Source organism: Citrobacter sp. RHBSTW-00881 (assembly GCF_013728515.1).
Classification (GTDB): domain Bacteria; phylum Pseudomonadota; class Gammaproteobacteria; order Enterobacterales; family Enterobacteriaceae; genus Citrobacter; species Citrobacter braakii.
The window spans coordinates 130,109-156,742 of record NZ_CP056269.1 but is presented as its reverse complement, the minus strand read 5'-3'; the positions used below and the strand labels follow the sequence as shown (position 1 = coordinate 156,742).

The window sequence follows — 26,634 nt, the reverse complement described above, 5'->3', positions numbered from 1 at the left end:
TCAAATCTCCGGAAAGGTGGAGTTATCGTTTTTTTTCTCCCCATCCAGTCTATTTTCCAACTGGGTGATGCGCGCGGCCAGCGCGGCAATTTCAGGGTCAGGTTCCTTCCCGGACGGCGTGATGTGTGACTGCATTCCCCAGCCTCGTTCTGGCTGATAGAGCGTGGCCCAGATCCACAGGAAGGGCCAAATAACATGCAGCGTAAATAAGCTCACCCAACCCGCCGTATGGATGGCATCGGCATGGGGATGGTTGCGCTTCTTAGCCATGTTATAGGGAATATCATGGATGGCGATGATTCCGTAAAACAGAACCAGAAAAACGAAGATCAGCACACCTAACGCGAAATAGTTTAGAAACATACCCGCCTCGTATTCACGCTAATCAGAGCTTTCAATTGCAGGCAGCCGAAAGGAGTCATGGCTGGTAATTTGAACATAATTGCAGTTAGCCATTTCCGCCATACCACCAGGGTATAAATTTTCAGGTTGATGGCTTGCGGGGTAGTTGCAAGAAATAGGTGATGAAACAGAATCCGCTCCAGATCACACCAAGAGAAATCCAGACAAATATTTATTGCGATGTAGATCACAAATATCCAACAAACAGCCAAAGCAAAAACGTGAATAACTTCACACTTAACGACCATTTTTAGCCAATTCTTGACCTGTGATGTTTTTTTGTACCGATATTTTGTGATGAAAATCACATTAACTAACGCCATACACCCTATATTTACGTGACAAACGTCACATAAAAAGTCGTCGACTGGACAGTTGAACGATTCAGTGCCAGATTTCGCAGTATCTACAGGGTCCGGCTACCTCCTGCCGCTACATTAACAAACCTCGGGCTTTTAGCCTGCGCGACAGCAAACATAAGAAGGGGTGTTTTTATGTCATCCGATATTAAGATCAAAGTGCAAAGCTTTGGTCGATTCCTCAGTAACATGGTGATGCCAAATATCGGCGCGTTTATCGCGTGGGGTATTATCACCGCATTATTCATTCCGACAGGGTGGTTGCCGAACGAAACGCTGGCGAAGCTTGTCGGCCCAATGATCACCTATCTGCTGCCGCTGCTGATCGGTTATACCGGTGGTAAGCTGGTTGGCGGCGAGCGTGGCGGCGTGGTGGGTGCTATCACCACCATGGGCGTTATCGTCGGTGCCGATATGCCAATGTTCCTCGGCGCGATGATCGCAGGTCCGCTGGGCGGCTGGGCTATCAAACATTTCGACAACTGGGTAGACGGTAAGATCAAGTCCGGTTTTGAGATGCTGGTGAATAACTTCTCCGCAGGCATCATCGGGATGATCCTCGCCATTCTGGCATTCCTTGGCATTGGCCCATTGGTTGAAGCACTGTCCAAAATCCTGGCGGCAGGCGTTAACTTCATGGTTGTCCATGACATGCTGCCGCTGGCGTCTATCTTCGTTGAACCGGCGAAAATCCTGTTCCTCAACAACGCCATCAACCACGGTATTTTCTCACCGCTGGGTATTCAGCAGTCCCATGAGATGGGCAAATCCATCTTCTTCCTGATTGAAGCTAACCCGGGTCCGGGTATGGGCGTTCTGCTGGCATACATGTTCTTCGGTCGCGGCAGCGCTAAGCAGTCTGCAGGCGGCGCGGCTATCATCCACTTCCTGGGTGGTATCCACGAAATTTACTTCCCGTACGTGCTGATGAACCCGCGTCTGATCCTGGCCGTTATCCTCGGCGGTATGACTGGCGTATTTACCCTGACTATCCTGAACGGCGGCCTGGTTTCTCCGGCTTCTCCGGGTTCTATCCTGGCCGTGCTGGCAATGACGCCGAAGGGTGCTTACTTCGCGAACATCGCTGCTATTTGTGCCGCAATGGCTGTCTCCTTTGTCGTCTCAGCCATTCTGCTGAAAACCAGCAAAGTGAAAGAAGATGATGACATTGATGCCGCAACTCGTCGTATGCACGACATGAAAGCGGAATCCAAAGGTGCATCTCCGCTGGCGGCTGGCGACGTGACTAACGACCTGAGCCATGTGCGTAAAATCATCGTTGCCTGCGATGCGGGTATGGGCTCCAGCGCCATGGGGGCGGGCGTACTGCGCAAGAAAGTGCAGGATGCCGGTCTGTCTCAGATTTCCGTCACCAACAGCGCGATTAACAATCTGCCGCCGGATGTCGATCTGGTCATTACTCACCGTGACCTGACCGAACGTGCGATGCGCCAGGTGCCTCAGGCACAACACATTTCGCTGACCAACTTCCTCGACAGCGGCCTGTACGCCAGCCTGACCGAACGTCTGGTTGCTGCACAGCGCCACAACGTGAACGAAGAGAAAGTCCGCGATCACCTGAAAGACAGCTTCGAAGAGGGTGATACCCACCTGTTCAAACTGGGTGCGGAGAATATCTTCCTCGGCCGTAAAGCCACTAACAAAGAAGAAGCGATTCGCTTTGCCGGTGAGCAACTGGTGAAAGGCGGCTACGTTGAGCCAGAATACGTCGAGGCAATGCTGGACCGCGAAAAACTAACCCCGACTTACCTCGGTGAGTCCATCGCAGTGCCGCACGGTACGGTTGAAGCCAAAGACCGCGTGCTGAAAACCGGCGTGGTGTTCTGCCAGTACCCGGAAGGCGTGCGCTTCGGTGAAGAAGAAGACGACATTGCCCGCCTGGTCATTGGTATCGCCGCACGTAACAATGAACATATCCAGGTGATCACCAGCCTGACCAACGCTCTGGATGACGAATCCGTGATCGAACGTCTGGCCCATACCACCAGCGTGGATGAAGTTCTGGAACTGCTGGCTGGTAAAAAAGCTTAACCGTTAAGTATCTCCAAAATAGTTCGAGCTGCAGAAAGGCGGCAACGCAGCGAATCCCCAGGAGCGTACATAAGTACGTGACTGGGGTGAGCGAGGAGAGCCAACGCATCTGCAGTTCGAAATATGAAGGCGATATCCTCTCCCTTGTGGAGAGGGTTAGGTTGAGGGAAAAGCCTCACCCCAGCCCTCTTGGGTAAAAACATTAATGAAGGTTAATACTATGAAAGCATTACATTTTGGCGCAGGTAATATCGGTCGTGGCTTTATCGGCAAACTGCTGGCGGACGCGGGGATACAACTGACGTTCGCGGATGTAAACCAGGTCGTGCTCGATGCCCTGAATGCCCGTCATAGCTATCAGGTTCATGTGGTGGGTGAAAACGAGCAGGTTGATACCGTTTCCGGCGTCAACGCCGTGAGCAGCATCGGCGATGATGTTGTCGACCTGATTGCCCAGGTAGATTTAGTCACTACCGCCGTCGGTCCGGTCGTTCTTGAGCGTATCGCTCCGGCCATCGCCAAAGGGCTGGTTAAACGCAAGGCGCAGGGCATCGCCACTCCGCTGAATATTATCGCCTGTGAAAACATGGTGCGCGGAACCACCCAGTTGAAAGGCCACGTTATGAACGCGCTGGCAGATGAAGACAAATCCTGGGTTGAAGAACATGTTGGCTTCGTCGATTCCGCCGTGGACCGCATTGTTCCCCCGTCGGCTTCTGCGACCAACGATCCGCTGGAAGTCACCGTCGAAACCTTCAGTGAGTGGATTGTCGACAAAACACAGTTCAAAGGCGAACTGCCTGACATCCCGGGAATGGAATTAACTGATAACCTGATGGCATTTGTCGAACGTAAACTCTTCACGCTGAACACCGGGCATGCTATAACCGCGTACCTCGGAAAATTGACCGGTCATCAGACCATCCGTGACGCGATTCTCGACGAGAAAATCCGTGCAGTGGTAAAAGGTGCGATGGAAGAGAGCGGCGCGGTACTGATCAAACGCTATGGCTTTGATGCAGCAAAACATGCGGCATACATTCAGAAAATCCTCGGTCGCTTTGAAAACCCGTATCTGAAAGATGACGTTGAGCGCGTGGGGCGTCAGCCGCTGCGTAAACTGAGCGCGGGCGACCGTCTGATTAAACCGCTGCTGGGCACGCTGGAGTATGGCCTGCCGCACGCGAATCTGGTCACCGGTATTGCTGCAGCGATGCACTATCGCAGTGAAGAAGATCCGCAGGCCCAGGAACTGGTCGCGCTGATTGACGAAAAAGGTCCACAGGCCGCGCTGGCGCAGGTTTCCGGTCTGGATGCCAACAGTGATGTGGTGGCGGAGGCGGTTAACGTATATAACGCAACCAAATGATAGAGAATGTGGCGCAGGTCAGCCTGCGCCCAAATGACAGATTGTCAGATATGCAGGCAATAATGGAACAAACGCAGGCCTTTGAAAATCGTGTGCTTGAGCGTCTGAATGCTGGCAAAACCGTACGCAGCTTCCTCATCACCGCCGTAGAACTGCTCACCGAAGCGGTGAATATCCTTGTGCTTCAGGTATTTCGCAAAGACGACTATGCGGTAAAATATGCCGTAGAACCCCTGCTCGACGGCGACGGTCCGCTGGGCGATCTTTCCGTTCGTCTGAAGCTAATTTACGGTCTGGGCGTACTCAGCCGGCCGGAGTATGAAGATGCGGAGCTTCTGATGGCGCTGCGGGAAGAGTTAAACCATGACGGTAATGAATACGCGTTCACCGACGACGAAATTCTTGGCCCGTTTGGCGAACTCCACTGCGTGACGGCACTCCCGCCGCCACCGCAGTTTGATACCTCAGACTCAGGTTTGCACGCAATGCAGATTCAGCGCTACCAGCAGATGGTACGCTCCACGATGGTACTTTCCCTGACCGAGCTGATTTCTAAAATCAGCTTAAAAAAAGCCTTTCAAAAATAAGACCCTGCATGCTTACTTCTCTTCCTGCTGCGGTCGATACAGCTGCCGATAATACGCCAGACGTTGCAGATACAGCTGCGCATTCTCCTGCGGTATTTCAGTAGGCACAACGTTGCGCGGGGGTGTTTTATTCAGATATTCGCGAAAAGCCTGGCTTGAAGCCATAAAATCGACAGTTTTATCAATAAGGGCCGAAACGTTCTCACCTATTTTCGCCATAATCTTCCCTCCTCCATGTATTAACCGCGCTCAGCCTGTGCGGTTGCTCATTTAAGTTTAGGATCGGTTGGGTGTTTATATTGAGGAAAACGTGCTTCACCACGAACACGTCAACAAAAAGCACCATGGCCGATCTTATTGCTTAAAATTCCTTGTTAATCAAAACAGTAGAGTTATCATTAGCTAATTAATACTTACGGCATTTGATTATTTATCTTCGATTAGTTGTGAATAATCCCGCTCTGCGCGCATACTATAGGATATTCATCCTATTTTTATCAGAAGCTATCCTATGAAAGAAGTCGAAAAAAACGAAATTAAACGCCTGAGCGATCGTCTGGACGCTATCCGCCACCAGCAGGCAGACCTGTCCCTGGTTGAAGCCGCCGACAAATATGCCGAGCTGGAGCAAGAGAAAGAAACGCTGGAAACCGAGATTACGCGTCTGCGTGACGTCCACGGCCAGAAGCTGAGCAAAGAAGCGCAAAAGCTGGCGAAACTTCCTTTCCGTCGTGCTATCACCAAAAAAGAACAGGCCGACATGGGCAAGCTGAAGAAGAGCGTGCGCGGCCTGATCGTCGTTCACCCGATGACCGAGCTTGGCCGTGAAATGGGCCTGAAAGAGATGACGGGCTTCGCGAAGAGCGAGTTCTGATCTCCCACCGGGCAACATTCTCTTGCCCGGTCCTTCCCTTCCCCTCGCAATTGGCCCTACCAATTTCAGCCAGATCCTACCAGCACCTCACATTTCATTAAAATGTGCGTACAATACCGTTGCCAATAAATAACATTTGATTAACCATTCATTGTCATTACCCCTACACAACAATATTGGCAGGGCCACTTTTACACATAATGTGACCAGGAGATGAGCACAGACTCATTCCATTATGTCGGCGGCCCCCAGGAGACCTGCAATGAATCTCTGGCAACAGAACTACGACCCGGCCGGTAACATCTGGCTTTCCAGTCTGATCGCATCGCTCCCTATCCTGTTCTTTTTCTTCGCCCTGATTAAGCTCAAGCTGAAAGGCTATGTTGCGGCGTCATGGACGGTGGTGATCGCTCTGACGGTCGCCCTGCTGTTTTACAAAATGCCGGTCGATCACGCTCTGGCTTCCGTGGTGTACGGCTTCTTCTATGGTTTGTGGCCAATTGCCTGGATTATTATCGCCGCGGTATTCGTCTATAAAATCTCGGTGAAAACCGGGCAGTTCGACATCATCCGCTCCTCAATACTCTCGATTACCCCGGACCAACGTCTGCAAATGCTGATTGTCGGTTTCTCCTTTGGCGCATTCCTCGAAGGGGCGGCAGGATTTGGCGCTCCGGTAGCGATTACCGCCGCACTGCTGGTTGGTCTGGGCTTTAATCCTCTGTACGCGGCAGGTTTGTGCCTGATCGTAAACACCGCTCCGGTCGCTTTTGGCGCAATGGGCATTCCGATTCTGGTTGCCGGTCAGGTTACCGGGCTGGATAGCTTCGAGATTGGTCAGATGGTGGGCCGTCAGTTACCGTTCCTGACCATTATCGTGTTGTTCTGGATTATGGCGATTATGGATGGCTGGCGCGGCGTAAAAGAGACCTGGCCTGCGGTGATGGTCGCTGGCGGCTCGTTTGCTATCGCGCAGTACCTCAGCTCTAACTTTATCGGGCCAGAACTGCCAGACATTATCTCGTCTCTGGTTTCGCTGGTCTGCCTGACGCTGTTCCTGAAACGCTGGCAGCCAGTACGCATCTTCCGCTTTGGCGATATGGGCGCTTCACAGGTCGATCAGACGCTGGCTCGCACCCACTATACCGCTGGACAGGTGGTCCGCGCCTGGTCTCCGTTCCTGTTCCTGACCGCCACCGTCACGCTGTGGAGCGTACCGCCGTTTAAAGCGCTGTTTGCGCCAGGCGGCGCGATGTACCACTGGGTGGTCAATATTCCGGTTCCGTACCTCGATAAGCTGGTTGCCCGTATGCCGCCGGTCGTACACGAAGCCACAGCCTACGCGGCGGTGTATAAATTTGACTGGTTCTCCGCGACCGGTACCGCAATTTTGTTTGCCGCCCTGCTGTCTATCGTCTGGTTGAAGATGAAGCCGTCCGCAGCGCTGCAGACTTTTGGCAGCACGCTGAAAGATCTGGCATTACCTATTTACTCCATCGGAATGGTGCTGGCATTCGCGTTTATCTCAAACTACTCCGGGCTTTCATCAACCCTGGCGTTGGCCCTGGCACACACCGGCAGCGCGTTTACCTTCTTCTCACCGTTCCTCGGCTGGCTGGGGGTATTTCTGACCGGGTCCGACACCTCATCAAACGCACTGTTTGCCGCCCTGCAGGCTACGGCTGCTCAGCAAATCGGCGTTTCGGATGTGCTGATGGTTGCGGCAAATACCACCGGCGGCGTGACCGGCAAGATGATCTCGCCGCAATCTATCGCTATCGCCTGTGCGGCAGTGGGATTAGTGGGGAAAGAGTCTGACCTGTTCCGCTTTACCGTGAAACACAGCCTGATTTTCACCTGCATGGTGGGTGTGATTACCACGCTGCAGGCCTATGTCTTAACCTGGATGATTCCATGATAGTGATGCCCAGACGCCTGTCAGACGAAGTCGCATCTCGTGTGCGGGCGCTGATTGAAGAACAACAGCTGGAGGCGGGCATGAAGTTGCCCGCTGAGCGCCAACTGGCCGTACAGCTCGGCGTATCGCGTAACTCGCTGCGCGAGGCGTTAGCAAAGCTGGTCAGTGAAGGCGTACTGATTAGCCGTCGTGGCGGCGGGACGTTTATCCGCTGGCAGCATGAGGCCTGGTCTGAACAAAACATCGTTCAGCCGCTGAAAACCCTACTGGCGGACGATCCTGATTACAGTTTCGATATTCTGGAGGCCCGCCACGCCATCGAAGCCAGTACCGCCTGGCACGCAGCCATGCGGGCCACCGCCGCGGATAAAGAGAAAATCAGGCTCTGTTTCGAGGCCACGCAAAGCGAAGATCCGGATCTCGCCTCGCAGGCTGACGTTCGCTTTCATCTCGCCATTGCGGAAGCCTCACACAACGTGGTGCTGTTGCAGACCATGCGCGGTTTCTTCGACGTCCTGCAGTCTTCGGTAAAACAGAGCCGCCAACGTATGTACCTGGTACCGCCCGTATTTTCTCAACTGACGGCGCAGCATCAGGCCGTGCTGGACGCCATTGTTGCCGGGGATGCCGACGGGGCGCGTAAGGCCATGATGGCGCACCTCAGTTTTGTCCACACCACAATTAAACGATTTGATGAAGATCAGGCCCGGCAGGCGCGTATTACTCGCCTGCCCGGTGATCCTGGTGAGAATAGCAGGGAGAACAACACATGATTATTTCAGCAGCCAGCGACTATCGCGCCGCAGCCCAGCGCATCCTGCCCCCCTTCTTGTTCCACTATATTGACGGCGGGGCGTATGCCGAGCACACCTTGCGCCGTAACGTGGCAGACCTGTCAGAGGTGGCGCTGCGCCAGCGCGTACTGAAGAATATGTCCGACCTGAGCCTGGAAACCAAGCTGTTCAACGAAACACTCTCCATGCCGGTAGCCCTCGCGCCTGTCGGCTTATGCGGCATGTACGCACGCCGGGGCGAGGTTCAGGCCGCCGCCGCCGCTGATGCCAAAGGCATTCCGTTTACGCTTTCCACAGTGTCCGTATGTCCGATTGAAGAAGTCGCCCCGACCATCAAGCGTCCGATGTGGTTCCAGCTGTATGTTCTGCGCGATCGCGGTTTTATGCGTAACGCACTGGAGCGCGCCAAAGCGGCGGGTTGCTCCACGCTGGTCTTTACCGTCGATATGCCAACGCCTGGCGCACGCTACCGTGATGCCCATTCCGGTATGAGCGGCCCAAATGCGGCACTGCGTCGCTACTGGCAAGCAGTCACTCATCCACAGTGGGCATGGGACGTTGGTCTGAACGGTCGCCCGCATGATTTAGGCAATATTTCGACTTATCTTGGCAAACCCACCGGCCTTGAAGATTACATCGGCTGGCTGGCGAATAACTTCGATCCGTCGATTTCCTGGAAAGACCTCGAGTGGATCCGTGAATTCTGGGATGGTCCGATGGTGATCAAAGGGATCCTCGATCCTGAAGATGCCCGCGACGCCGTACGCTTTGGCGCGGATGGCATCGTTGTCTCTAACCACGGTGGCCGTCAGTTAGATGGCGTGCTGTCTTCAGCTCGTGCGCTGCCCGCCATTGCCGATGCGGTGAAAGGCGATATTACCATTCTGGCTGATAGCGGGATCCGCAATGGTCTGGACGTTGTACGCATGATAGCGCTGGGCGCGGATAGCGTGCTGCTGGGGCGTGCTTATCTGTACGCGCTGGCGACCCACGGCCAGGCCGGTGTGGCGAATCTGCTGAACCTGATCGAGAAAGAGATGAAGGTGGCGATGACCCTGACCGGTGCGAAGTCGATTAGTGAAATCAGCCGTGATTCGCTGGTACAGGAACTGGGTAAGAGCCTGCCTGCCGCGCTGGCACCTCTGGTCCAGGGTAGCGCAGCGTAACAACATCCCCGTAAACCCCATTTTCTGAATGGTCGGTCTGTTTTCAGCTCGACCATTTTTTATCCAAAAATAACGACTAGTTAACATTTACAACCAATATATTTGACAACTTTTTATCCACCTGCCAAATGTATAGACAAGCTAATACAACAGCATTTTATACATATAACAACCATCATAACGGGCGAGGGTGACATGGCTTATTCCGGAAAAGTGAATATCCAGCAGGCGATAGATGACAGTGCTTTTTCGCGCTTCCACTGGGTCATTATTGTCCTGGGTTTTCTGGTTTTAGCCATTGACGGCTTCGATACGGCGGCGATGGGCTATATTGCCCCCACGCTTTCAGCCGACTGGGGCATCAAGAAACAAGATCTTGGACCGGTGTTAAGCGCCGCGCTATTGGGCCTCTCATTTGGTGCCCTGCTGGCCGGACCGATTTCCGATCGTATGGGTCGTAAGCGCGTCCTGGTCTTTTCCTGTCTGTTCTTTGGCCTCGCCAGTCTGGGAACCGCCTATGCCCAGACGCTGAATATGCTCACGTTTTGGCGCTTTCTCACCGGGCTTGGGCTTGGCGCGGCAATGCCCAATGCCATCACCCTGGTGTCAGAATTCGCCCCGAAACGCTGTCGTTCAATGGCGATTAACACCATGTACTGTGGCTTTCCATTAGGGGCTGCGGGCGGCGGCGTGATCTCCTCCTGGCTGATCCCCAACTACGGCTGGCACAGTGTTCTGCTTGCTGGTGCGATCGCCCCACTGGTCCTCACCGTACTGTTGGTGCTGTTCCTGCCGGAGTCGGTTAAGTATCTGGTTCACCGCGGTAAAGGGGTTGCACAGATCAAACGCATTGCTCAACGCTTTATGTTGGGAAGTCTGGAACAGGTTACCCAGTTTTATCTGGATGAAGACCGTATCACGGTCAAAAAAAGCAGCGTGGCACAGTTATTTAGTATGCCCTGGCTGCCGGGTACGCTGATGCTCTGGATGACCTACTTTATGGGGCTGGTTATCTATTACGTGCTGCTGAGCTGGATGCCAACGCTGATGCTGGGAATGGGCTATGCGCTGGCCGAATCCGCCTGGCTGACATCGCTGTTTACCTTTGGCGGTACGGCGGGGATCCTGCTGGCCGGTTGGTTAATGGACCGCTGGGAAGCCCATAAAGTGGTCTCACTCGGCTTCATTCTGACGATGCTGTTTGCCCTCGCTCTCGGGTTTGAACATAACCACATCATCTTGTTCGGCGCACTGATCTTCCTGATGGGGATTACCATGAACGGCGCGCAGTCCGGGCTGCAGACGCTGGCCGCCACGTTTTATCCAACCCACTGCCGTGCGACGGGCATTGCCTGGATGCAGGGCGTGGGCCGCTTCGGCGGCGTAGCCGGAACGATGATGAGCGCCCAGTTGCTTTCCCTGCAATGGCAGGCAGACAGTATCTTAATGTTCCTCAGCCTTCCGGCCCTGGTCGCTGCTGCCGCGACAATTTACAAGCTGCAACGCTATAAACCGCACGCGCTGACCGTCGCATAGTACCCGCTCTTTCTGCTATTCTGCCCCCCGTTATCAAGGGGGCAGTATGCTTAACATCGTTTTATTCGAACCAGAAATCCCGCCAAATACCGGCAATATTATCCGTCTTTGCGCCAACACCGGCTTTCGTCTGCATATTATAGAGCCAATGGGCTTTACCTGGGACGACAAGCGCCTGCGTCGCGCGGGGCTGGATTACCATGAATTTACCGCCGTGCTGCGCCACTCTGATTACGCCGCCTTCGTCGCCGCAGAACATCCGCAGCGCCTGTTTGCTCTGACCACCAAAGGTACGCCAGCGCATAGCGCGGTATGCTATCAGGACGGGGATTATCTGATGTTTGGTCCGGAAACACGCGGTCTGCCAGCCAGCATCCTTGACGCGCTGCCGGCCGAACAAAAAATTCGTATTCCAATGATGCCAGACAGTCGCAGCATGAACCTGTCAAATGCGGTGTCGGTGGTGGTGTATGAGGCCTGGCGCCAGCTAGGGTATCCGGGCGCGGTACTGCGTAGCTGATGATTGTTGGATGGCGGCTAGCGCCTGATCCGACCTACATTAATTTGATGAAATTCATTTCGAGCGTTATCGGCGCAGACAGATTGAACACGGACTGCGCGCAGTCACCGGAGCGTACACGCAGTCCGTGAGGATGACGAGCACAGCCCAGGTTTAATCTGCCAGGTAAGATAGCTCGAAATCAGATACCATCTCCATACTCAAAAGTATGATGTATCCCGTTGAAATGCTGATCCATATCCATGGACGGCTTATCGCTGTCAGGCTTGCCGACGATGCGTGCCGGAACGCCTGCTGCAGTGGTATGCGGGGGTACCGGCTGTAAAACGACGGAACCTGCGCCAATCTTCGCGCCGCGCCCGACTTCAATGTTGCCGAGAATTTTTGCTCCCGCGCCAATCATCACGCCTTCACGAATTTTCGGATGACGGTCACCGCCAGCTTTACCGGTCCCGCCCAGCGTGACGGATTGCAAAATAGAGACGTCGTTTTCAATCACGGCAGTTTCACCGACCACAATACCAGTGGCGTGATCGAGCATAATCCCACGGCCAATTTTTGCCGCCGGGTGAATGTCTACCTGGAAGCTAACGGACACCTGATTTTGCAGGAAGATCGCCAGCGCCTGACGCCCCTGATGCCACAGCCAGTGACCGATACGGTAGGCCTGAAGCGCATGAAAGCCCTTCAGATACAGAAGTGGGGTGGAATATTTATCGACAGCCGGATCACGCGTGCGTACCGCCTGAATATCACAGGCCGCTGAGGCAATCATTTCAGGATCGGCCGCGTAGGCCTCTTCCACGACTTCGCGAATGGCAATGGCGGGCATGATCGGAGAAGCGAGTTTATTCGCCAGCATATAGCTCAGCGCACTGCCGAGGTTTTCATGCTTGAGCAACGTTGCGTGATAAAAACTGGCCAGCATTGGCTCACATTCCGCCAGTGCCCGGGCTTCCGCTTTAATGTTTTTCCAGACGATATCCAGTTCTTCACACGGCATTGCGTACTCCAGAAGGTAGCAAAACGACCGACCCGTTCTTCGCGGGTCGGGTCGTTATATTCAACAGTTCCTTACAGCTAGTGGCGACTCAGCTCGTCCCTGCGTGCACGGCCTAATAACGTCAATGCTGCCTCGCGCGCGTTTTTTCCGCAATACAATACTTGATAAATTTCCTCGGTTATTGGCATCTCAACACCAAAACGGTGCGCCAATTCACGAACTTCTTTCGTATTGCGGTAGCCTTCAACCACCTGACCAATCTTATCCTGCGCCCCCTGCACGTCCATCCCCTGGCCGAGCATCATGCCAAAACGACGGTTACGCGACTGGTTGTCGGTACAGGTCAGCACCAGATCGCCTAAACCCGCCATCCCCATAAAGGTGGCAGGATCGGCACCCAACGCCGCGCCAAGGCGAGACATTTCGGTCAGTCCACGGGTGATCAATGCGGTTCGCGCATTCGCGCCGAAACCGATGCCGTCAGACATCCCCGCGCCAATCGCAATGACGTTTTTCACCGCGCCGCCAAGCTGCACGCCAATGAAATCCGGATTGCTGTAAACGCGGAAGCTCTTGCCGCAGTGCAGCAACTGCTGGAGATCGTCAGCAAAGGTGTCGTCCGTCGAGGCCAGAGAAATCGCCGTCGGCATGCCCGCCGCCAGCTCTTTGGCGAACGTCGGACCGGAGATAACCGCCAGTGGAATAGAATTCCCCAGCGCTTCACGCGCGACGTCCTGCAGCAGGCGTCCCGTTTCCGCTTCCAGACCCTTTGTCGCCCAGACCAGACGCGCGTCAGGACGCATCAGCGGTTTGATGTTGCGCAGCACTTCGCCAAAGACGTGGCTAGGCACCACCACCAGAATATTACGACTGGCGGCCAGCGCAGTGGCTAAATCACTTTCCAGGCGCAGCGTTTCGGGAAAAGGCACATCAGGGAGGAACGCGACGTTGCAGCGATCGTGCTCGAGGGTCGCGATATGTTTCGGATCATGGCCCCACAGGACAACCTGATGGCCATTTCTTGCCAGGGTGATGGCAAGAGCGGTGCCGTACGAGCCGGCACCAATCACAGTCATTGAAGCATTACTTTGGTTCATCAGGCATCCTGATGTTCTTCAGTACCTTCGCCAGCCTGCTGCTGTAAATAGTTCATGAACAGCGCATCAAAGTTGACCGGCGCAAGGTTCAGTTGCGGGAATGTACCGCGGGAAACCAGGCTGGTGATGCATTCGCGGGCATACGGGAACAGAATGTTCGGGCAGTATGCACCAAGGCAATGCGCCATCTGAGTCCCTTCAATACCACTGATGGAGAAAATACCGCCCTGCTGAACTTCACACAGGAACGCAGTTTCTTCACCCAGAGAAGCCGTTACGGTGACACGCAGCACTACTTCATACACATCATCTGCCAGTTGGGTAGATGCGGTATCAAGATCCAGTTTAACCTCTGGCTGCCAATCTTTCTGGAAAACATGTGGTGCATTTGGCGCTTCGAAAGACACATCCTTGGTATAAATACGTTGGATCTGGAAAGCCATTTCAGTGTTATTTTGTTCTGACATGTTGAGAAAACCCTTTAGTGTTGTCCTTTAAATACTTCGGTACGCCTTAACGCAGCAGTGGATCCAGTCCACCACGTGCATCCAACGCATACAAGTCGTCACAACCACCAATGTGCTGTGCATCAATAAAAATCTGCGGAACCGTTGTACGGCCACTGCGCTTGATCATCTCTTCACGCTTCACGGCATCGCCGTCAATCGGAAGTTCCTGGAAACTCACACCCTTGCTGTTCAACAGTGCCTTTGCGCGATGGCAAAACGGGCAGGTCGCTTTGGTATAGATCTCAATATTGGCCATGACTTATCTCCAGTGTTCTTTTACCCTGCGGCATGAAAGAATACGGGTAAATTACTTGCCGCGAACCAGTGGCAGATTCTCGCCACTCCAGCCCGCTACGCCGTCTTTCAGTACAGATACCTGCTCAAAACCGGCTTTAATCAGCGCAGTTGCTGAATCCTGGCACTGCATACCAGAGCCATCAACCACAATAACAGGTTTGTTTTTGTGTTTTTCCAGCTCACCAAAATTGTTGGCTTTGATTTCGCTCGGCAGCAGGTTAGTGGAGCCCGCGATATGACCTTTGCGGAAGTCGTCGCGCTGACGTAAATCCACAATCACCGCATCTTCTTTGTTGATAAGACGAGTGGCTTCTCCGCGCGTAATTACCTTCACTTTCGAAGTCAGGCTCTTAAACGTGGTAAATAATACAGCCGCCAGTAACGCAATCCAGGCGATACTCAATACAGGGTGGCGACTAACAAATTGCATAATTTCTTGCATGGGGGGTAACAACTCCCGACTTAGTGATTAAAAAACCAGGAAAGGAGTATACCTGCGCGTTGGCGCAAATACAGCCAGAGCGTGCATTGGATTGCATTTTTGCGGGGCGCTACGGAAAAAAAAACGTAAATCCGCGCCCTCTGCGACACGCTCTGGTCGATTATTTGATCTTCTGGGGCTATTTTATCGATTCAGCTGTAGTAAAATTACGCAATTATTTTTGTCTATTGAGTGTGAGGTTGTCGCAATGTCGGTTTCTAAAAAACCTATGGTACTGGTGATTCTGGATGGCTATGGCTATCGTGAAGACAGCCAGGATAACGCCATCTTTAATGCCAAAACCCCGGTAATGGATGCTCTGTGGGCAAAACGTCCGCATACCCTGATTGATGCCTCTGGCCTGGAAGTCGGCCTGCCCGATCGCCAGATGGGCAACTCCGAAGTGGGTCACGTCAACCTGGGCGCGGGCCGCATCGTGTATCAGGACCTGACCCGTCTGGATGTTGAAATTAAAGAACGGACTTTCTTCGCTAACCCAGTGCTGACCGATGCGGTCGACCAGGCAAAAAATAGCGGCAAAGCGGTTCATATCATGGGCCTGCTCTCTGCTGGCGGCGTTCACAGCCACGAAGATCACATCATGGCGATGGTCGAAATGGCAGCTGAACGCGGTGCTGAGAAAATCTATCTGCACGCTTTCCTTGATGGCCGTGATACCCCGCCGCGCAGCGCTGAACATTCGCTGCAGAAATTCGAAGAGAAATTTGCCGCGCTGGGCAAAGGCCGCGTAGCGTCCATCATCGGTCGTTACTACGCCATGGACCGCGACAACCGTTGGGATCGCGTTGAACAGGCTTATGACCTGATGACGCTGGCAAAAGGCGAGTTCCAGTTCGCTACGGCTGTTGAAGGCCTGCAGGCTGCTTATGCCCGCGACGAAAACGACGAATTCGTGAAAGCGACCGTGATCCGTGCTGAAGGCCAGGCTGAAGCCGCCATGGAAGACGGCGATACGCTGATTTTCATGAACTTCCGTGCTGACCGTGCGCGTGAAATCACCCGTGCGTTTGTTAACGCTGACTTCGACGGCTTCGCCCGTAAGAAAGTCGTTAACCTCAACTTTGTGATGCTGACCGAATACGCAGCCGACATCAAAACGGCTGTTGCTTACCCACCAGCGTCTCTGGCCAACACCCTTGGCGAGTGGATGGCGAAGAATGACAAAACGCAGCTGCGTATTTCCGAAACTGAAAAATATGCCCACGTGACCTTCTTCTTTAACGGCGGCGTAGAAGAGCCGTTCAAAGGCGAAGATCGCATCCTGATCAACTCGCCGAAAGTCTCGACCTACGATCTGCAGCCGGAAATGAGCTCTGCTGAGCTGACTGAGAAGCTGGTTGCTGCGATTCAGAGCGGAAAATACGACACCATCATTTGTAACTACCCGAACGGCGACATGGTTGGTCACACCGGGGTGATGGAAGCTGCGGTTAAAGCGGTTGAAGCGCTGGATCACTGCGTTGAGCAGGTGACTAAAGCGGTTGAATCCGTTGGCGGCCAACTGCTGATCACCGCCGACCACGGTAACGCAGAGCAAATGCGCGATCCGTCCACCGGTCAGGCGCATACAGCACACACCAACCTGCCCGTTCCGCTGATTTATGTCGGTGGTAAAAACGTCAAAGCAGTTGAAGGCGGCAAACTTTCTGATATCGCCCCGACGATGCTGACGCTGATGGGTATGGAAATCCCGCAAGAGATGACTGGTAAGCCGCTGTTCATCGTGGAATAATCCCTCCCCATGAGGGGAAAGGCGATTAATACCATCACTTGGGCCGTGAAACTGCGAAAGCTTTCAGTCAGGCCCTTGTTCTACGCCAGCGCGCTTAGCGCTGGCGTATTGCTGTGCGCCTTTTCCGCCCACGCGGACGAGCGCGATCAGCTCAAATCTATTCAGGCTGATATCGCGGCAAAAGAACGCGCGGTACGCCAACAACAACAACAACGCTCCACTCTCCTCGCTCAACTTAAAGCTCAGGAACAGGCCATCGCCGTTGCCGCCAGGCAACTACGCGAAACGCAAAACTCGCTGGCGCAGCTGAATGCACAAATCACAGAGATGAATGCCGCCCTCGCGAAGCTGGAAAAACAGCGGGCTGCGCAAGAGCGTAGCCTGGCAGCGCAACTTGACGCAGCGTTTCGCCAGGGCGAACACACCGGTATTCAGCTCATTCTGAGCGGGGAAGAGAGCCAGCGCGGGCAACGCCTGCAGGCCTATTTCGGCTATCTGAACCAGGCGCGGCAGGAAACCATCGCGCAGTTGAAACAAACCCGCGAAGAGGTCGACTCGCAAAAAGCCGAGCTGGAAGATAAGCAGAGCGAACAGCAGACGTTGCTGTACGAACAGCGCGCTCAGCAGGCTAAGCTGGAGCAGGCGCGTAATGAACGCAAGAAGACGCTCTCGGGTCTGGAGTCATCGATTCAGCAGGGTCAGCAGCAACTGGGCGAAATGCGCGCCAACGAATCACGCCTGCGCAACAGCATTGCTCGCGCCGAAGCCGCAGCCAAAGCACGCGCGGAACGTGAAGCACGCGAGGCGCAGGCCGTACGTGACAAACAGAAGGATGCGTCACGGAAAGGCTCAACCTACAAGCCAACCGAAAGCGAAAAATCACTGATGTCCCGTACCGGCGGTTTAGGTTCCCCACGCGGCCAGGCATTCTGGCCCGTTCGTGGTCCAACGCTACATCGTTATGGCGAACAGTTGCAAGGTGAGCTACGTTGGAAGGGGATGGTTATTGGCGCATCCGAAGGCACCGAAGTTAAAGCCATTGCCGATGGTCGCGTCATTCTGGCGGACTGGTTGCAAGGCTACGGTCTGGTGGTCGTCGTTGAGCACGGTAAAGGCGATATGAGCCTTTACGGTTATAACCAGAGCGCGCTGGTCAGCGTCGGTACGCAGGTTCGCGCCGGGCAGCCTATTGCACTTGTGGGTAGCAGCGGCGGACAGGGCAGGCCGGCACTCTATTTCGAAATTCGTCGCCAGGGTCAGGCGGTCAATCCACAGCCGTGGTTGGGAAGATAAGTTTTGCCTCAATTTCGTCGTCTATTATTCTCTCTCGCCAGCGTGCTGGCCTTCGCAACACCTGTTTTTGCTGGCAAACTTGCCATCGTTATTGATGATTTCGGCTATCGTCCACACACCGAAAATCAGGTTCTGGCGATGCCTTCCACCCTCTCCGTTGCCGTTCTGCCTAATGCCCCACACGCGCGTGAAATGGCGATTAAAGCGCATAACAGCGGGCATGAAGTGTTAATCCATCTACCGATGGCGCCGCTGAGCAAACAGCCGTTAGAGAAAGATACTTTGCGCCCGGAAATGAGCAGCGAAGAGATTGAGCGGATTATTCGCGACGCGGTAAGCAAAGTACCGAATGCGGTCGGGCTGAACAACCATATGGGCAGCGCGATGACCTCCAGCCTGTTCGGCATGCAGAAGGTGATGCAGGCGCTGGAACGCTACGATCTCTACTTCCTGGACAGTATGACCATCGGCAACAGTCAGGCAATGCGCGCAGCATCAGGAACCGGCGTGAAGGTTATCAAACGCAAAGTCTTCCTGGATGACACGCAAAACGAAGCCGATATTCGCCGTCAGTTTAATCGGGCCGTTGAGCTTGCGCGCCGCAACGGTTCAGCAATTGCCATTGGGCATCCTCACCCTTCGACGGTTCGCGTCCTGCAGCAGATGCTTTATAACCTGCCTGCGGACATTACGCTGGTTCGCCCAAGCAGCCTGCTCAATGAACCACAGGTAGACACCTCCAGACCAAACCTTACACCGCCGAAGAATGGTAAACCTGATGTGCCACGTAATCCTTTCCGCGGGGTGAGATTATGCAAACCGAAGCAGCCGTTAGAGCCGGTTTACGCCAGCCGCTTCTTCAGCGTGCTCGGTGAAAGCATCACCCAAAGCACGCTGGTGCAGTACATGCGCCTGCAATGGCAGGGCTGGGGGAATACATCCTCACCCAGCGCTATGAACGCTAACGTAAATTAAGCGTTTTACGGGCAATACGAGAGGGCGAGGATGTTTTATCGCGCCATTTCCAGAGACGGAATGACCATAGCAGCGCCTGGTACAAAACTTTGGCGCTGCGTACGTTAGTAATCATGCGCTTATACATACCAGAGACAAAAATCTCTGCAATCATGCGTTGACGAATATGGACATCCGGCTCTTTGCGTACTGCGTGGCAAACGCGTAATGCTTCATAGGTTATTTGCTGATGAAATTCCGGATAAATAGTAATCCGACCCGCATATTCACGATTCAACTTATCCAATAACCGTGTAATTTTAATATAGTGGCGTTGGTAATTGAGATTTTTTAAGCCTTGTCTTTTAAGGCGGCTAACTGATTGATCGTGTAAGAAGTATTTATACAATGATTGCTCGGTATATCGCACACGTTTGGCGTTAAACATAAACTCCGTCGTCCATACAATATCCTGATGATGCAACCCTGGAATAAACGCTATCTTGTTTTTCTCGATAACATCTCTGCGATAAACCCCCATCCAGACCACATGCGTCCAACGGCGTGAAGCCAATGCCATACGTAACCAGTCGGGGCCGGTCAATACACCCGTAGACCGCAGACGGTCCGTCGGTATTGATTGCCAGGTGTCCCCCGTTTCGAAAATGCACCAATCAGAATTGCACTGTGCCAGATCGAGGTCATCCTGAAGCGCCATGGTCATCAGGGTTTCATACATATTGGGATAAACCAGGTCATCGGCATCGACAAATGCAACATAATCCCCTTTGGCCACTGCCAGACCACGATTACGCGCGACAGATGCCCCGGCGTTAGCCTGATGTAACAACCGGACATGGGAATAGTTATCAGCATAATGTCTTGCAATATCAACAGAGTTATCCGTTGAACCGTCATCCACAATAATGATCTCTATCGCAGCCCATGTCTGTGCGATCAAAGATTCCATGCAACCCCGAAAACTATCACCCGCGTTATACAACGGAATAATAACACTCAACATATTTGTGCGGTTTCTCATCAGATAACCCAAGTTTGTCAGTACACTGATGACTTTTACTACAGTTTCATTAAGGAATTATTAAGGCTAGAACGTTTAATTTTCAGAAGCGGCGCAGCGAAAGCAACCAGTATGGGAAAATGCCATGCGGCGCCTGAGTTCAGCGGGCTGTGATAGCTCAGATCGTCTACATATTGAGGGACACAACCTGTATACTATACCCCTGTAAATTAACGCGCGATGTACACTGATATTGAGGAAAGTGATGGCCATCAGTAAGACACATGAGAAAGGTTATACGGTCTATTGCAAAGAGACCAAAACAGACCTTAAGTCACTGATGAATAAGTATATAAACAAAGAAATCAGTGGCAAACCATTGAGCAGTGGTAACGCCATGCGCAGTGTAGAACTGGTCGAGTACAACTCACAAAAATTTATCATCAAAAACGACCGTGAAGTTGATCCTCGATTTGAGAAAAAAATGCAGAATTTTATCTCCGGCCCCTTTTATTCCTGGCTCATCAAGAAGCTGGACACACTCTCCCCGGAAATGCGCGCCTGTACAGCCGATCTCTACTATGCCGCTGAAAAAGTACGACTTCGTCAGTGTCATGATGTTTATATTATTCATGAATATGTTGAAGGCACTCCTTTAAAAGAAATTAACCATAAGAATGCCGATGAAGTGAAGCAGTGCGTTCTGCGCCTTCACAAAGCCGGGTTGGCATCTAATGATATCCACCCTGGAAATTTCATTCGTACGCCAGGCGGTGAATTAAGAATAATTGACTTATCCTGTAAGGGAAATATGAAGATTTGCCAGGCTAATGATATTTTAGCTTTGCAGCGAAAATATCATATTAACATCAAAGGAAAAGGATTAATCTATAAGCTCATCTGGCTCAAAGAAGCGATAAGATCTTTATCCAGAAAGCTTCGTGGCAAATAGTATTTATTATTTATACGGCCAGAATAAAGAATCTGGCCGTTGGTAGCATTTAATACAAGTCGAGCATTCAATCCCAGCTCAGGATCACTTTCCCTGACTGGCCCGAGCGCATCGCGTCAAAGCCCTGCTGGAATTCATCAATGGAGAATCGATGGGTGATGATCGGCGACAAATCCAGACCAGACTGAATCAATGCGGCCATCTTGTACCAGGTCTCAAACATCTCACGACCGTAGATACCTTTAATAAACAATCCCTTAAAGATAACTTTAGTCCAGTCGATGGACATGTCTGATGGTGGAATACCCAGCATAGCAATACGGCCACCGTGGTTCATGGTGTCCAGCATGGTGCGAAACGCTGGCGGCGCGCCGGACATCTCCAGACCGACATCAAACCCTTCGGTCATGCCCAGTTCAGCCATCACGTCGGTCAGACTCTCTTTCGACACGTTGACCGCGCGAGTGATGCCCATTTTACGCGCCAGTTCAAGGCGATACTCATTAACATCGGTAATCACCACGTGGCGTGCGCCAACGTGCCTGGCAACCGCTGCCGCCATAATACCGATTGGACCCGCGCCGGAAACCAGCACATCTTCCCCAACCAGATCGAACGACAGCGCCGTATGCACCGCATTACCGAACGGATCGAAGATAGACGCCAGGTCGTCAGAGATGTTGTCCGGAATTTTAAACGCGTTAAATGCCGGGATCACCAGGTACTCTGCAAAGCAGCCTGGACGGTTTACGCCAACACCGGTCGTATTGCGGCACAGGTGAGTACGTCCACCGCGGCAGTTACGGCAATGCCCGCAGGTGATATGACCTTCGCCTGAAACGCGATCGCCGATTTTAAAGCCTTTAACTTCCTGGCCGATGCCAACAACTTCGCCGACATATTCATGTCCAACGACCATCGGTACCGGGATGGTTTTTTGCGACCATTCATCCCAGTTATAAATGTGAACGTCAGTCCCGCAGATGGCTGTTTTACGGATTTTAATCAGCAAATCGTTATGGCCGACTTCCGGTTCAGGAACGTCGGTCATCCAAATGCCCTCTTCCGCTTTCAGTTTGGATAACGCTTTCATTTCACATCCTCAGGCAATAACGCCCAGTTGTTTACCAATGCGTGTGAACGCCTCAACAGCACGCGTAATCTGCTCAGGGGTATGCGCCGCAGACATCTGGGTACGAATACGCGCCTGACCTTTTGGAACCACCGGATAGAAGAATCCAGTAACGTAAATCCCCTCTTTTTGCAGCTCGCGGGCGAAATCTTGCGCCACTACCGCATCCCCCAACATGACCGGGATAATTGCGTGATCCGCTCCCGCTAACGTAAAGCCTGCGGCAGACATTTGCTCGCGGAACTGACGTGCGTTCGCCCACAGGCGATCGCGCAGCTCGCTGCCTGCTTCGACCATCTCCAGCACTTTAATGGAGGCAGAAACAATTGCAGGAGCCAATGAGTTGGAGAACAGATACGGACGGGAACGCTGGCGCAGCCACTCAACAACCTCTTTGCGCGCTGCGGTATAACCGCCAGATGCGCCGCCGAGAGCTTTACCCAGCGTACCAGTGATGATGTCCACACGCCCCATAACGTCACAGTATTCATGTGAGCCACGACCATTTTCGCCGACAAAGCCGACAGCATGGGAATCATCAACCATGACCAGCGCGTCGTATTTATCCGCCAGGTCACAAACGCCTTTCAGGTTAGCTATCACACCATCCATAGAGAACACGCCATCGGTGGCGATCATGATATGACGGGCTCCCGCTTCACGCGCTTCTTTCAAACGAGCTTCCAGTTCGACCATGTCGTTGTTGGCGTAACGGAAACGCTTTGCTTTACACAAGCGAACACCGTCAATGATAGAAGCGTGGTTGAGCGCATCTGAGATAATCGCATCTTCTGCGCCCAGCAGCGTTTCAAACAGGCCGCCGTTGGCGTCAAAGCAGGAAGAGTAAAGAATGGCATCTTCCATACCGAGGAATGCCGCCAGTTTTTGCTCCAGTTGCTTATGGCTGTCCTGGGTACCGCAAATAAAGCGGACCGAAGCCATACCAAATCCGTGAGAATCCATACCTGCTTTTGCAGCTGCAATCAGTTCCGGGTGGTTAGCCAGCCCCAGATAGTTGTTCGCACAAAAGTTAATAACGTGGCTTCCGTCCGCCACGGTGATATCCGCCTGCTGGGCAGACGTAATAATGCGCTCTTCTTTAAACAATCCTTCCGCACGTGCGGTTTCGAGATCGTTCGTTAACTGTTTGTAAAAATCCCCACGCATTTCAATTCTCCAGACTGGGCAAATTTCAGCACATATTACCCAAAGCTATACGCTGATACGAGATGACGCATCATCACTTCTTCAAAATGAAGCATAAATCACGTATACCCACATGGCTAATCAGTGATGCCGTCGTATGGATTCATTGGACGCACTGAATCTCAACCAATTGAATTGGCTGGATTTTATAAAAAATCATAAAAAAACAACAGCAATAGCAGAAGAATGCCTTTGCAGCATTCTATCTGGTTAGGTAACCCTTCAATCTCATTCAAGCCACTACTTTCGAGTGAGAAAAATTCGCAATGCCTGGAGTTTTGCACCTAAAGCGGTTCGCCGATAAACACGGAACAGATCGAACCATTTGCCACGACCAAGGTAATTAAGCATTAATAGATCAGGGCGCTTGTAATAACACATGACAAAAATACCCTGATCATCATCAACAATATTATTTCTGAGAGTCTCTTTTTGACACTCAGTGACTAATGAGTAAAACTCTTTCCATTTCTCTGGTGAACCAACAATAGCGCCGCCGATAATATAAGTATGATTTCCGATCATAAAATCAAAAACCTGTTTTCTGGATGATATAACCAGACCCTTTTTAATCGTGAAGAGATGCATTTTATTACGGTCAAAAGGGAAGTCCCATACTTTTAATCCGCGAGTAACCTGCGGTTTACGGCAATATCCGAAGTCTACCCAGGCAACCATCGGAGTATTAACTAAGCCTGCATTTATGGCCTTCACTACAAAATATGCTTTTAAATTATTGATCAACACATATTCTGGAGACCAGTACTCAGGGTTACCTAGCTGTCGCGTCTCTAATTTATTCTTAAAGGTATCATCCTGCTGAATTTGTCTTATTTTATTATTAATATGCTTAAATTTTTTACCTAAATCTATGGTTATAATTTTTGTGGGCTTACCTTTGCGTATTTCCGCAACTCTGTCTTCAAACTCAGACGAGGTAAAAATAACCATATCATTTTCTAAAGCGGCTAACCGTTTGAAGTAGTCAAAATAGACATCAGAAGATCGGGAAAGTTTTTCACGGAAGCCTTTATTAACAGTCCACTCCCCCCTACCGATATCAAAATATGCTGTCACAATAGTGGTAGACGATTTCATAACCATTTTCAAACCATTAATAAAAAAAATATTATATCACATAGTTTTTGTTTTTGTACATATAATATACATAGATGGATATAAAAAAACTAAGTACATTTAAGATTAATTTAATAGACTTAATAACCATTAAATAAGCATTATTATACTGGTGTTTATAGGCCTTCTACCGACCCACCATCTTACTTAAGAGGCTGAAGGGATGCCGATGTGATGGTATGATTACAGACATTAGTGTCTGAGATTGTCTCTGACTCCAAAATTCGAAGGTTACATTTATGATCATCGTTACCGGCGGCGCGGGCTTTATCGGCAGCAACATCGTCAAGTCATTGAATGATAAAGGCATCACCGACATCCTGGTGGTGGACAACCTGAAAGATGGCACCAAGTTTGTTAACCTAGTGGATCTGAATATTGCTGACTACATGGACAAGGAAGACTTCCTGATCCAAATTATGGCCGGAGAAGATTTCGGCGATATCGAAGCGATCTTCCACGAAGGCGCATGCTCCTCCACTACCGAGTGGGACGGCAAGTATATGATGGATAACAACTATCAATACTCCAAAGAGCTGTTGCACTACTGCCTGGAGCGTGAAATTCCGTTCCTGTATGCGTCCTCTGCCGCCACCTACGGCGGCCGCACTTCTGATTTCATCGAATCCCGTGAATATGAGAAACCGCTGAACGTTTACGGCTACTCAAAATTCCTGTTCGACGAGTACGTTCGTCAGATCCTGCCAGAAGCCAATTCTCAGATTGTTGGCTTCCGCTATTTCAACGTCTACGGACCGCGTGAAGGCCATAAAGGCAGTATGGCGAGCGTCGCTTTCCACCTCAACACCCAGCTCAACAATGGCGAAACACCAAAACTGTTCGAAGGCAGTGAAAACTTCAAGCGTGATTTCGTTTACGTAGGCGATGTGGCTGCGGTGAACCTGTGGTTCCTGGAAAACGGGGTTTCCGGCATCTTTAACCTTGGTACCGGTCGTGCGGAATCTTTCCAGGCCGTTGCCGATGCAACGCTTGCGTACCACAAAAAAGGCAGCATTGAGTACATCCCATTCCCGGAAAAACTGAAAGGTCGCTATCAGGCGTTTACCCAGGCCGATCTGACTAATCTGCGTGCTGCGGGCTATGACAAGCCGTTTAAAACCGTTGCTGAAGGTGTAACGGAATATATGGCCTGGCTGAACCGCGACGCGTAAGTATGAAAATTTTGGTGGTAGGCCCGTCCTGGGTGGGCGACATGATGATGTCGCAAAGTCTCTATCGCACGCTTAAGGCGCGCTATCCCCAGGCGATAATCGACGTGATGGCACCTGCATGGTGCCGTCCGTTATTGTCGCGCATGCCTGAAGTTAACGAAGCTATCGCCATGCCGCTGGGACACGGCGCGCTGGAGATCGGCGAGCGGCGTAAACTCGGTCATAGCCTGCGTGAAAAACGCTATGACCGCGCCTATGTGCTGCCTAACTCGTTTAAATCCGCGCTGGTACCGTTTTTTGCTGGCATTCCCCATCGTACCGGATGGCGTGGTGAAATGCGCTACGGCCTGCTAAACGATGCGCGCGTGCTGGATAAAGATGCCTGGCCGCTGATGGTCGAACGCTATGTAGCCCTGGCCTATGATAAAGGCGTAATGCTGTCAGCTAAAGATTTACCGCAGCCTCTGCTATGGCCGCAGTTGCAGGTAAGCGAAGGTGAAAAGTCCCTGACCTGTCGCCAGTTTTCCCTTTCTGCCGAACGCCCCATCATCGGCTTTTGCCCTGGTGCGGAATTTGGTCCAGCGAAACGCTGGCCACATTACCACTACGCAGACCTGGCGAAGCAACTGATCGATGAAGGCCATCAGATTGTGCTTTTTGGCTCTGCAAAAGACCATGACGCCGGAAATGAGATCCTGGCGACGCTGAGCGTTGATCAGCAGGCCTGGTGCCGTAATCTGGCGGGCGAAACACAGCTGGAGCAGGCCGTTATTCTGCTCGCCGCCTGCAAAGCGGTGGTCACCAACGACTCTGGATTAATGCACGTTGCCGCAGCGTTGAATCGACCTCTGGTAGCGTTATATGGCCCCAGCAGCCCGGATTTTACTCCGCCGCTTTCACACAAGGCTCGCGTAATTCGCTTGATTACGGGCTATCACAAAGTACGCAAGGGAGATGCAGCAGAAGGCTATCATCAGAGCCTGATTGACATCACACCCCAGCGCGTGCTGGAAGAACTCAACGACCTGTTGTTACAAGAGGAAGCCTGAC

Annotated in this window: 26 protein-coding genes; 15 read left to right on the top strand and 11 right to left on the bottom strand. The window is 52.2% G+C overall.

The genetic code is table 11. The features are described from left to right. On the bottom strand, window positions 1-363 hold the full coding sequence (locus HV311_RS00760; protein ID WP_016154955.1) for a DUF3302 domain-containing protein: 363 nt from the start codon (window positions 361-363) through the stop codon (window positions 1-3). A 533-nt stretch (window positions 364-896) separates the two neighbouring features. On the opposite strand from HV311_RS00760, the gene mtlA reads away from it, so the two are divergent. The 3 genes from mtlA (at window position 897) to mtlR (ending at window position 4,769) form a co-directional block, all read left to right on the top strand. Further along, window positions 897-2,813 (top strand): PTS mannitol transporter subunit IICBA, encoded by a 1,917-nt coding sequence (gene mtlA / locus HV311_RS00755; RefSeq protein ID WP_016154956.1) that lies wholly within the window; start codon window positions 897-899, stop codon window positions 2,811-2,813. Window positions 2,814-3,033: 220 nt separating this feature from the next. Beyond that, window positions 3,034-4,182: a mannitol-1-phosphate 5-dehydrogenase gene (mtlD, locus tag HV311_RS00750; protein ID WP_220131810.1), complete on the top strand. Its 1,149-nt coding sequence runs from the start codon at window positions 3,034-3,036 to the stop codon at window positions 4,180-4,182. Further along, entirely contained in the window at window positions 4,179-4,769 is a 591-nt protein-coding gene (gene mtlR / locus HV311_RS00745) for a mannitol operon repressor MtlR (RefSeq protein WP_005120486.1), read from the top strand. Before mtlD ends, mtlR begins: the two co-directional genes overlap by 4 nt. 12 nt (window positions 4,770-4,781) lie before the next feature. On the opposite strand, the gene HV311_RS00740 is transcribed toward mtlR, so the two are convergent. After that, window positions 4,782-4,988, bottom strand: coding sequence for a hypothetical protein (locus HV311_RS00740; protein ID WP_016154958.1), 207 nt, complete (start codon window positions 4,986-4,988; stop codon window positions 4,782-4,784). Window positions 4,989-5,280: 292 nt separating this feature from the next. Here HV311_RS00740 and HV311_RS00735 point away from each other — a divergent pair, with 292 nt between their 5' ends. The 6 genes from HV311_RS00735 to trmL all read left to right on the top strand — a co-directional run bounded on the left by HV311_RS00735 (window position 5,281) and on the right by trmL (window position 11,577). Then, window positions 5,281-5,643 (top strand): YibL family ribosome-associated protein, encoded by a 363-nt coding sequence (locus HV311_RS00735; RefSeq protein WP_191220606.1) that lies wholly within the window; start codon window positions 5,281-5,283, stop codon window positions 5,641-5,643. 262 nt (window positions 5,644-5,905) lie between these two features. Further along, entirely contained in the window at window positions 5,906-7,561 is a 1,656-nt protein-coding gene (gene lldP, locus HV311_RS00730) for an L-lactate permease (RefSeq protein WP_016154960.1), read from the top strand. Beyond that, on the top strand, window positions 7,558-8,334 hold the full coding sequence (gene lldR, locus HV311_RS00725) for a transcriptional regulator LldR (protein WP_003024170.1): 777 nt from the start codon (window positions 7,558-7,560) through the stop codon (window positions 8,332-8,334). Before lldP ends, lldR begins: the two co-directional genes overlap by 4 nt. Further along, on the top strand, window positions 8,331-9,521 hold the full coding sequence (gene lldD, locus HV311_RS00720; RefSeq protein ID WP_016154962.1) for an FMN-dependent L-lactate dehydrogenase LldD: 1,191 nt from the start codon (window positions 8,331-8,333) through the stop codon (window positions 9,519-9,521). The genes lldR and lldD overlap by 4 nt, the downstream gene beginning before the upstream one ends. A 195-nt stretch (window positions 9,522-9,716) precedes the next feature. Further along, a complete protein-coding gene (locus HV311_RS00715; protein ID WP_191220605.1) occupies window positions 9,717-11,057 on the top strand; it encodes an MFS transporter in 1,341 nt (446 codons plus the stop codon). Between the two features lie 46 nt (window positions 11,058-11,103). Next, on the top strand, window positions 11,104-11,577 hold the full coding sequence (trmL, locus tag HV311_RS00710; protein ID WP_049042808.1) for a tRNA (uridine(34)/cytosine(34)/5-carboxymethylaminomethyluridine(34)-2'-O)-methyltransferase TrmL: 474 nt from the start codon (window positions 11,104-11,106) through the stop codon (window positions 11,575-11,577). Window positions 11,578-11,758: 181 nt separating this feature from the next. Here trmL and cysE read toward each other — a convergent pair whose 3' ends face one another. The 5 genes from cysE to HV311_RS00685 form a co-directional block, all read right to left on the bottom strand. After that, the gene (gene cysE, locus HV311_RS00705) at window positions 11,759-12,580 is read right to left on the bottom strand and encodes a serine O-acetyltransferase (protein WP_016154965.1); all 822 of its coding nucleotides are present in this window, start codon (window positions 12,578-12,580) and stop codon (window positions 11,759-11,761) included. A gap of 77 nt (window positions 12,581-12,657) precedes the next feature. Then, entirely contained in the window at window positions 12,658-13,677 is a 1,020-nt protein-coding gene (gene gpsA / locus HV311_RS00700) for an NAD(P)H-dependent glycerol-3-phosphate dehydrogenase (protein ID WP_016154966.1), read from the bottom strand. Then, complete coding sequence (gene secB, locus HV311_RS00695; RefSeq protein ID WP_003024155.1) at window positions 13,677-14,144, bottom strand: protein-export chaperone SecB; 468 nt, start codon at window positions 14,142-14,144, stop codon at window positions 13,677-13,679. Before secB ends, gpsA begins: the two co-directional genes overlap by 1 nt. 46 nt (window positions 14,145-14,190) lie before the next feature. Further along, window positions 14,191-14,442 (bottom strand): glutaredoxin 3, encoded by a 252-nt coding sequence (gene grxC / locus HV311_RS00690; RefSeq protein WP_003024152.1) that lies wholly within the window; start codon window positions 14,440-14,442, stop codon window positions 14,191-14,193. Between the two features lie 51 nt (window positions 14,443-14,493). Continuing rightward, complete coding sequence (locus HV311_RS00685; RefSeq protein WP_005120473.1) at window positions 14,494-14,925, bottom strand: rhodanese-like domain-containing protein; 432 nt, start codon at window positions 14,923-14,925, stop codon at window positions 14,494-14,496. A gap of 247 nt (window positions 14,926-15,172) precedes the next feature. On the opposite strand from HV311_RS00685, the gene gpmM reads away from it, so the two are divergent. Genes gpmM through HV311_RS00670 form a run of 3 tightly spaced genes read left to right on the top strand, consistent with a single transcriptional unit; the run spans window position 15,173 to window position 18,985 of the window. Then, on the top strand, window positions 15,173-16,717 hold the full coding sequence (gene gpmM / locus HV311_RS00680; protein ID WP_191220604.1) for a 2,3-bisphosphoglycerate-independent phosphoglycerate mutase: 1,545 nt from the start codon (window positions 15,173-15,175) through the stop codon (window positions 16,715-16,717). A 33-nt stretch (window positions 16,718-16,750) separates the two neighbouring features. After that, the gene (gene envC / locus HV311_RS00675) at window positions 16,751-18,010 is read left to right on the top strand and encodes a murein hydrolase activator EnvC (RefSeq protein ID WP_231390992.1); all 1,260 of its coding nucleotides are present in this window, start codon (window positions 16,751-16,753) and stop codon (window positions 18,008-18,010) included. 3 nt (window positions 18,011-18,013) lie between these two features. Next, entirely contained in the window at window positions 18,014-18,985 is a 972-nt protein-coding gene (locus HV311_RS00670; RefSeq protein ID WP_103284429.1) for a divergent polysaccharide deacetylase family protein, read from the top strand. On the opposite strand, the gene HV311_RS00665 is transcribed toward HV311_RS00670, so the two are convergent. After that, window positions 18,972-20,006, bottom strand: a complete 1,035-nt coding sequence (locus HV311_RS00665) for a glycosyltransferase (RefSeq protein ID WP_101700435.1) — start codon at window positions 20,004-20,006, stop codon at window positions 18,972-18,974. The two genes, HV311_RS00670 and HV311_RS00665, sit on opposite strands and share 14 nt — an antisense overlap. Window positions 20,007-20,250: 244 nt before the next feature. On the opposite strand from HV311_RS00665, the gene rfaY reads away from it, so the two are divergent. After that, entirely contained in the window at window positions 20,251-20,937 is a 687-nt protein-coding gene (gene rfaY / locus HV311_RS00660; protein WP_047502168.1) for a lipopolysaccharide core heptose(II) kinase RfaY, read from the top strand. Window positions 20,938-21,004: 67 nt separating this feature from the next. Here the strand turns inward: rfaY and tdh are convergent, their stop codons facing one another. The 3 genes from tdh to yibB all read right to left on the bottom strand — a co-directional run bounded on the left by tdh (window position 21,005) and on the right by yibB (window position 24,373). Further along, a complete protein-coding gene (gene tdh, locus HV311_RS00655) occupies window positions 21,005-22,030 on the bottom strand; it encodes an L-threonine 3-dehydrogenase (protein ID WP_046275753.1) in 1,026 nt (341 codons plus the stop codon). 9 nt (window positions 22,031-22,039) lie between these two features. Continuing rightward, entirely contained in the window at window positions 22,040-23,236 is a 1,197-nt protein-coding gene (gene kbl / locus HV311_RS00650; protein ID WP_191220603.1) for a glycine C-acetyltransferase, read from the bottom strand. A gap of 279 nt (window positions 23,237-23,515) precedes the next feature. After that, window positions 23,516-24,373, bottom strand: a complete 858-nt coding sequence (gene yibB, locus HV311_RS00645) for a protein YibB (RefSeq protein WP_032932023.1) — start codon at window positions 24,371-24,373, stop codon at window positions 23,516-23,518. A 278-nt stretch (window positions 24,374-24,651) separates the two neighbouring features. On the opposite strand from yibB, the gene rfaD reads away from it, so the two are divergent. Both rfaD and rfaF read left to right on the top strand, forming a co-directional pair. Further along, on the top strand, window positions 24,652-25,584 hold the full coding sequence (gene rfaD, locus HV311_RS00635; RefSeq protein ID WP_003827312.1) for an ADP-glyceromanno-heptose 6-epimerase: 933 nt from the start codon (window positions 24,652-24,654) through the stop codon (window positions 25,582-25,584). A 2-nt stretch (window positions 25,585-25,586) separates the two neighbouring features. After that, window positions 25,587-26,633: an ADP-heptose--LPS heptosyltransferase RfaF gene (gene rfaF / locus HV311_RS00630; protein ID WP_016154975.1), complete on the top strand. Its 1,047-nt coding sequence runs from the start codon at window positions 25,587-25,589 to the stop codon at window positions 26,631-26,633. Window position 26,634: the final 1 nt, after the last annotated feature.

Excerpts from the sequence above, each read along its gene's own strand:
- HV311_RS00760 (WP_016154955.1), bottom strand. The coding sequence starts at position 363 with ATGTTTCTAAACTATTTCGCGTTAGGTGTGCTGATCTTCGTTTTTCTG.
- mtlA (WP_016154956.1), top strand. The coding sequence starts at position 897 with ATGTCATCCGATATTAAGATCAAAGTGCAAAGCTTTGGTCGATTCCTC.
- mtlD (WP_220131810.1), top strand. The coding sequence starts at position 3,034 with ATGAAAGCATTACATTTTGGCGCAGGTAATATCGGTCGTGGCTTTATC.
- mtlR (WP_005120486.1), top strand. The coding sequence starts at position 4,179 with ATGATAGAGAATGTGGCGCAGGTCAGCCTGCGCCCAAATGACAGATTG.
- HV311_RS00740 (WP_016154958.1), bottom strand. The coding sequence starts at position 4,988 with ATGGCGAAAATAGGTGAGAACGTTTCGGCCCTTATTGATAAAACTGTC.
- HV311_RS00735 (WP_191220606.1), top strand. The coding sequence starts at position 5,281 with ATGAAAGAAGTCGAAAAAAACGAAATTAAACGCCTGAGCGATCGTCTG.
- lldP (WP_016154960.1), top strand. The coding sequence starts at position 5,906 with ATGAATCTCTGGCAACAGAACTACGACCCGGCCGGTAACATCTGGCTT.
- lldR (WP_003024170.1), top strand. The coding sequence starts at position 7,558 with ATGATAGTGATGCCCAGACGCCTGTCAGACGAAGTCGCATCTCGTGTG.
- lldD (WP_016154962.1), top strand. The coding sequence starts at position 8,331 with ATGATTATTTCAGCAGCCAGCGACTATCGCGCCGCAGCCCAGCGCATC.
- HV311_RS00715 (WP_191220605.1), top strand. The coding sequence starts at position 9,717 with ATGGCTTATTCCGGAAAAGTGAATATCCAGCAGGCGATAGATGACAGT.
- trmL (WP_049042808.1), top strand. The coding sequence starts at position 11,104 with ATGCTTAACATCGTTTTATTCGAACCAGAAATCCCGCCAAATACCGGC.
- cysE (WP_016154965.1), bottom strand. The coding sequence starts at position 12,580 with ATGCCGTGTGAAGAACTGGATATCGTCTGGAAAAACATTAAAGCGGAA.
- gpsA (WP_016154966.1), bottom strand. The coding sequence starts at position 13,677 with ATGAACCAAAGTAATGCTTCAATGACTGTGATTGGTGCCGGCTCGTAC.
- secB (WP_003024155.1), bottom strand. The coding sequence starts at position 14,144 with ATGTCAGAACAAAATAACACTGAAATGGCTTTCCAGATCCAACGTATT.
- grxC (WP_003024152.1), bottom strand. The coding sequence starts at position 14,442 with ATGGCCAATATTGAGATCTATACCAAAGCGACCTGCCCGTTTTGCCAT.
- HV311_RS00685 (WP_005120473.1), bottom strand. The coding sequence starts at position 14,925 with ATGCAAGAAATTATGCAATTTGTTAGTCGCCACCCTGTATTGAGTATC.
- gpmM (WP_191220604.1), top strand. The coding sequence starts at position 15,173 with ATGTCGGTTTCTAAAAAACCTATGGTACTGGTGATTCTGGATGGCTAT.
- HV311_RS00665 (WP_101700435.1), bottom strand. The coding sequence starts at position 20,006 with ATGAGAAACCGCACAAATATGTTGAGTGTTATTATTCCGTTGTATAAC.
- rfaY (WP_047502168.1), top strand. The coding sequence starts at position 20,251 with ATGGCCATCAGTAAGACACATGAGAAAGGTTATACGGTCTATTGCAAA.
- tdh (WP_046275753.1), bottom strand. The coding sequence starts at position 22,030 with ATGAAAGCGTTATCCAAACTGAAAGCGGAAGAGGGCATTTGGATGACC.
- kbl (WP_191220603.1), bottom strand. The coding sequence starts at position 23,236 with ATGCGTGGGGATTTTTACAAACAGTTAACGAACGATCTCGAAACCGCA.
- yibB (WP_032932023.1), bottom strand. The coding sequence starts at position 24,373 with ATGAAATCGTCTACCACTATTGTGACAGCATATTTTGATATCGGTAGG.
- rfaD (WP_003827312.1), top strand. The coding sequence starts at position 24,652 with ATGATCATCGTTACCGGCGGCGCGGGCTTTATCGGCAGCAACATCGTC.
- rfaF (WP_016154975.1), top strand. The coding sequence starts at position 25,587 with ATGAAAATTTTGGTGGTAGGCCCGTCCTGGGTGGGCGACATGATGATG.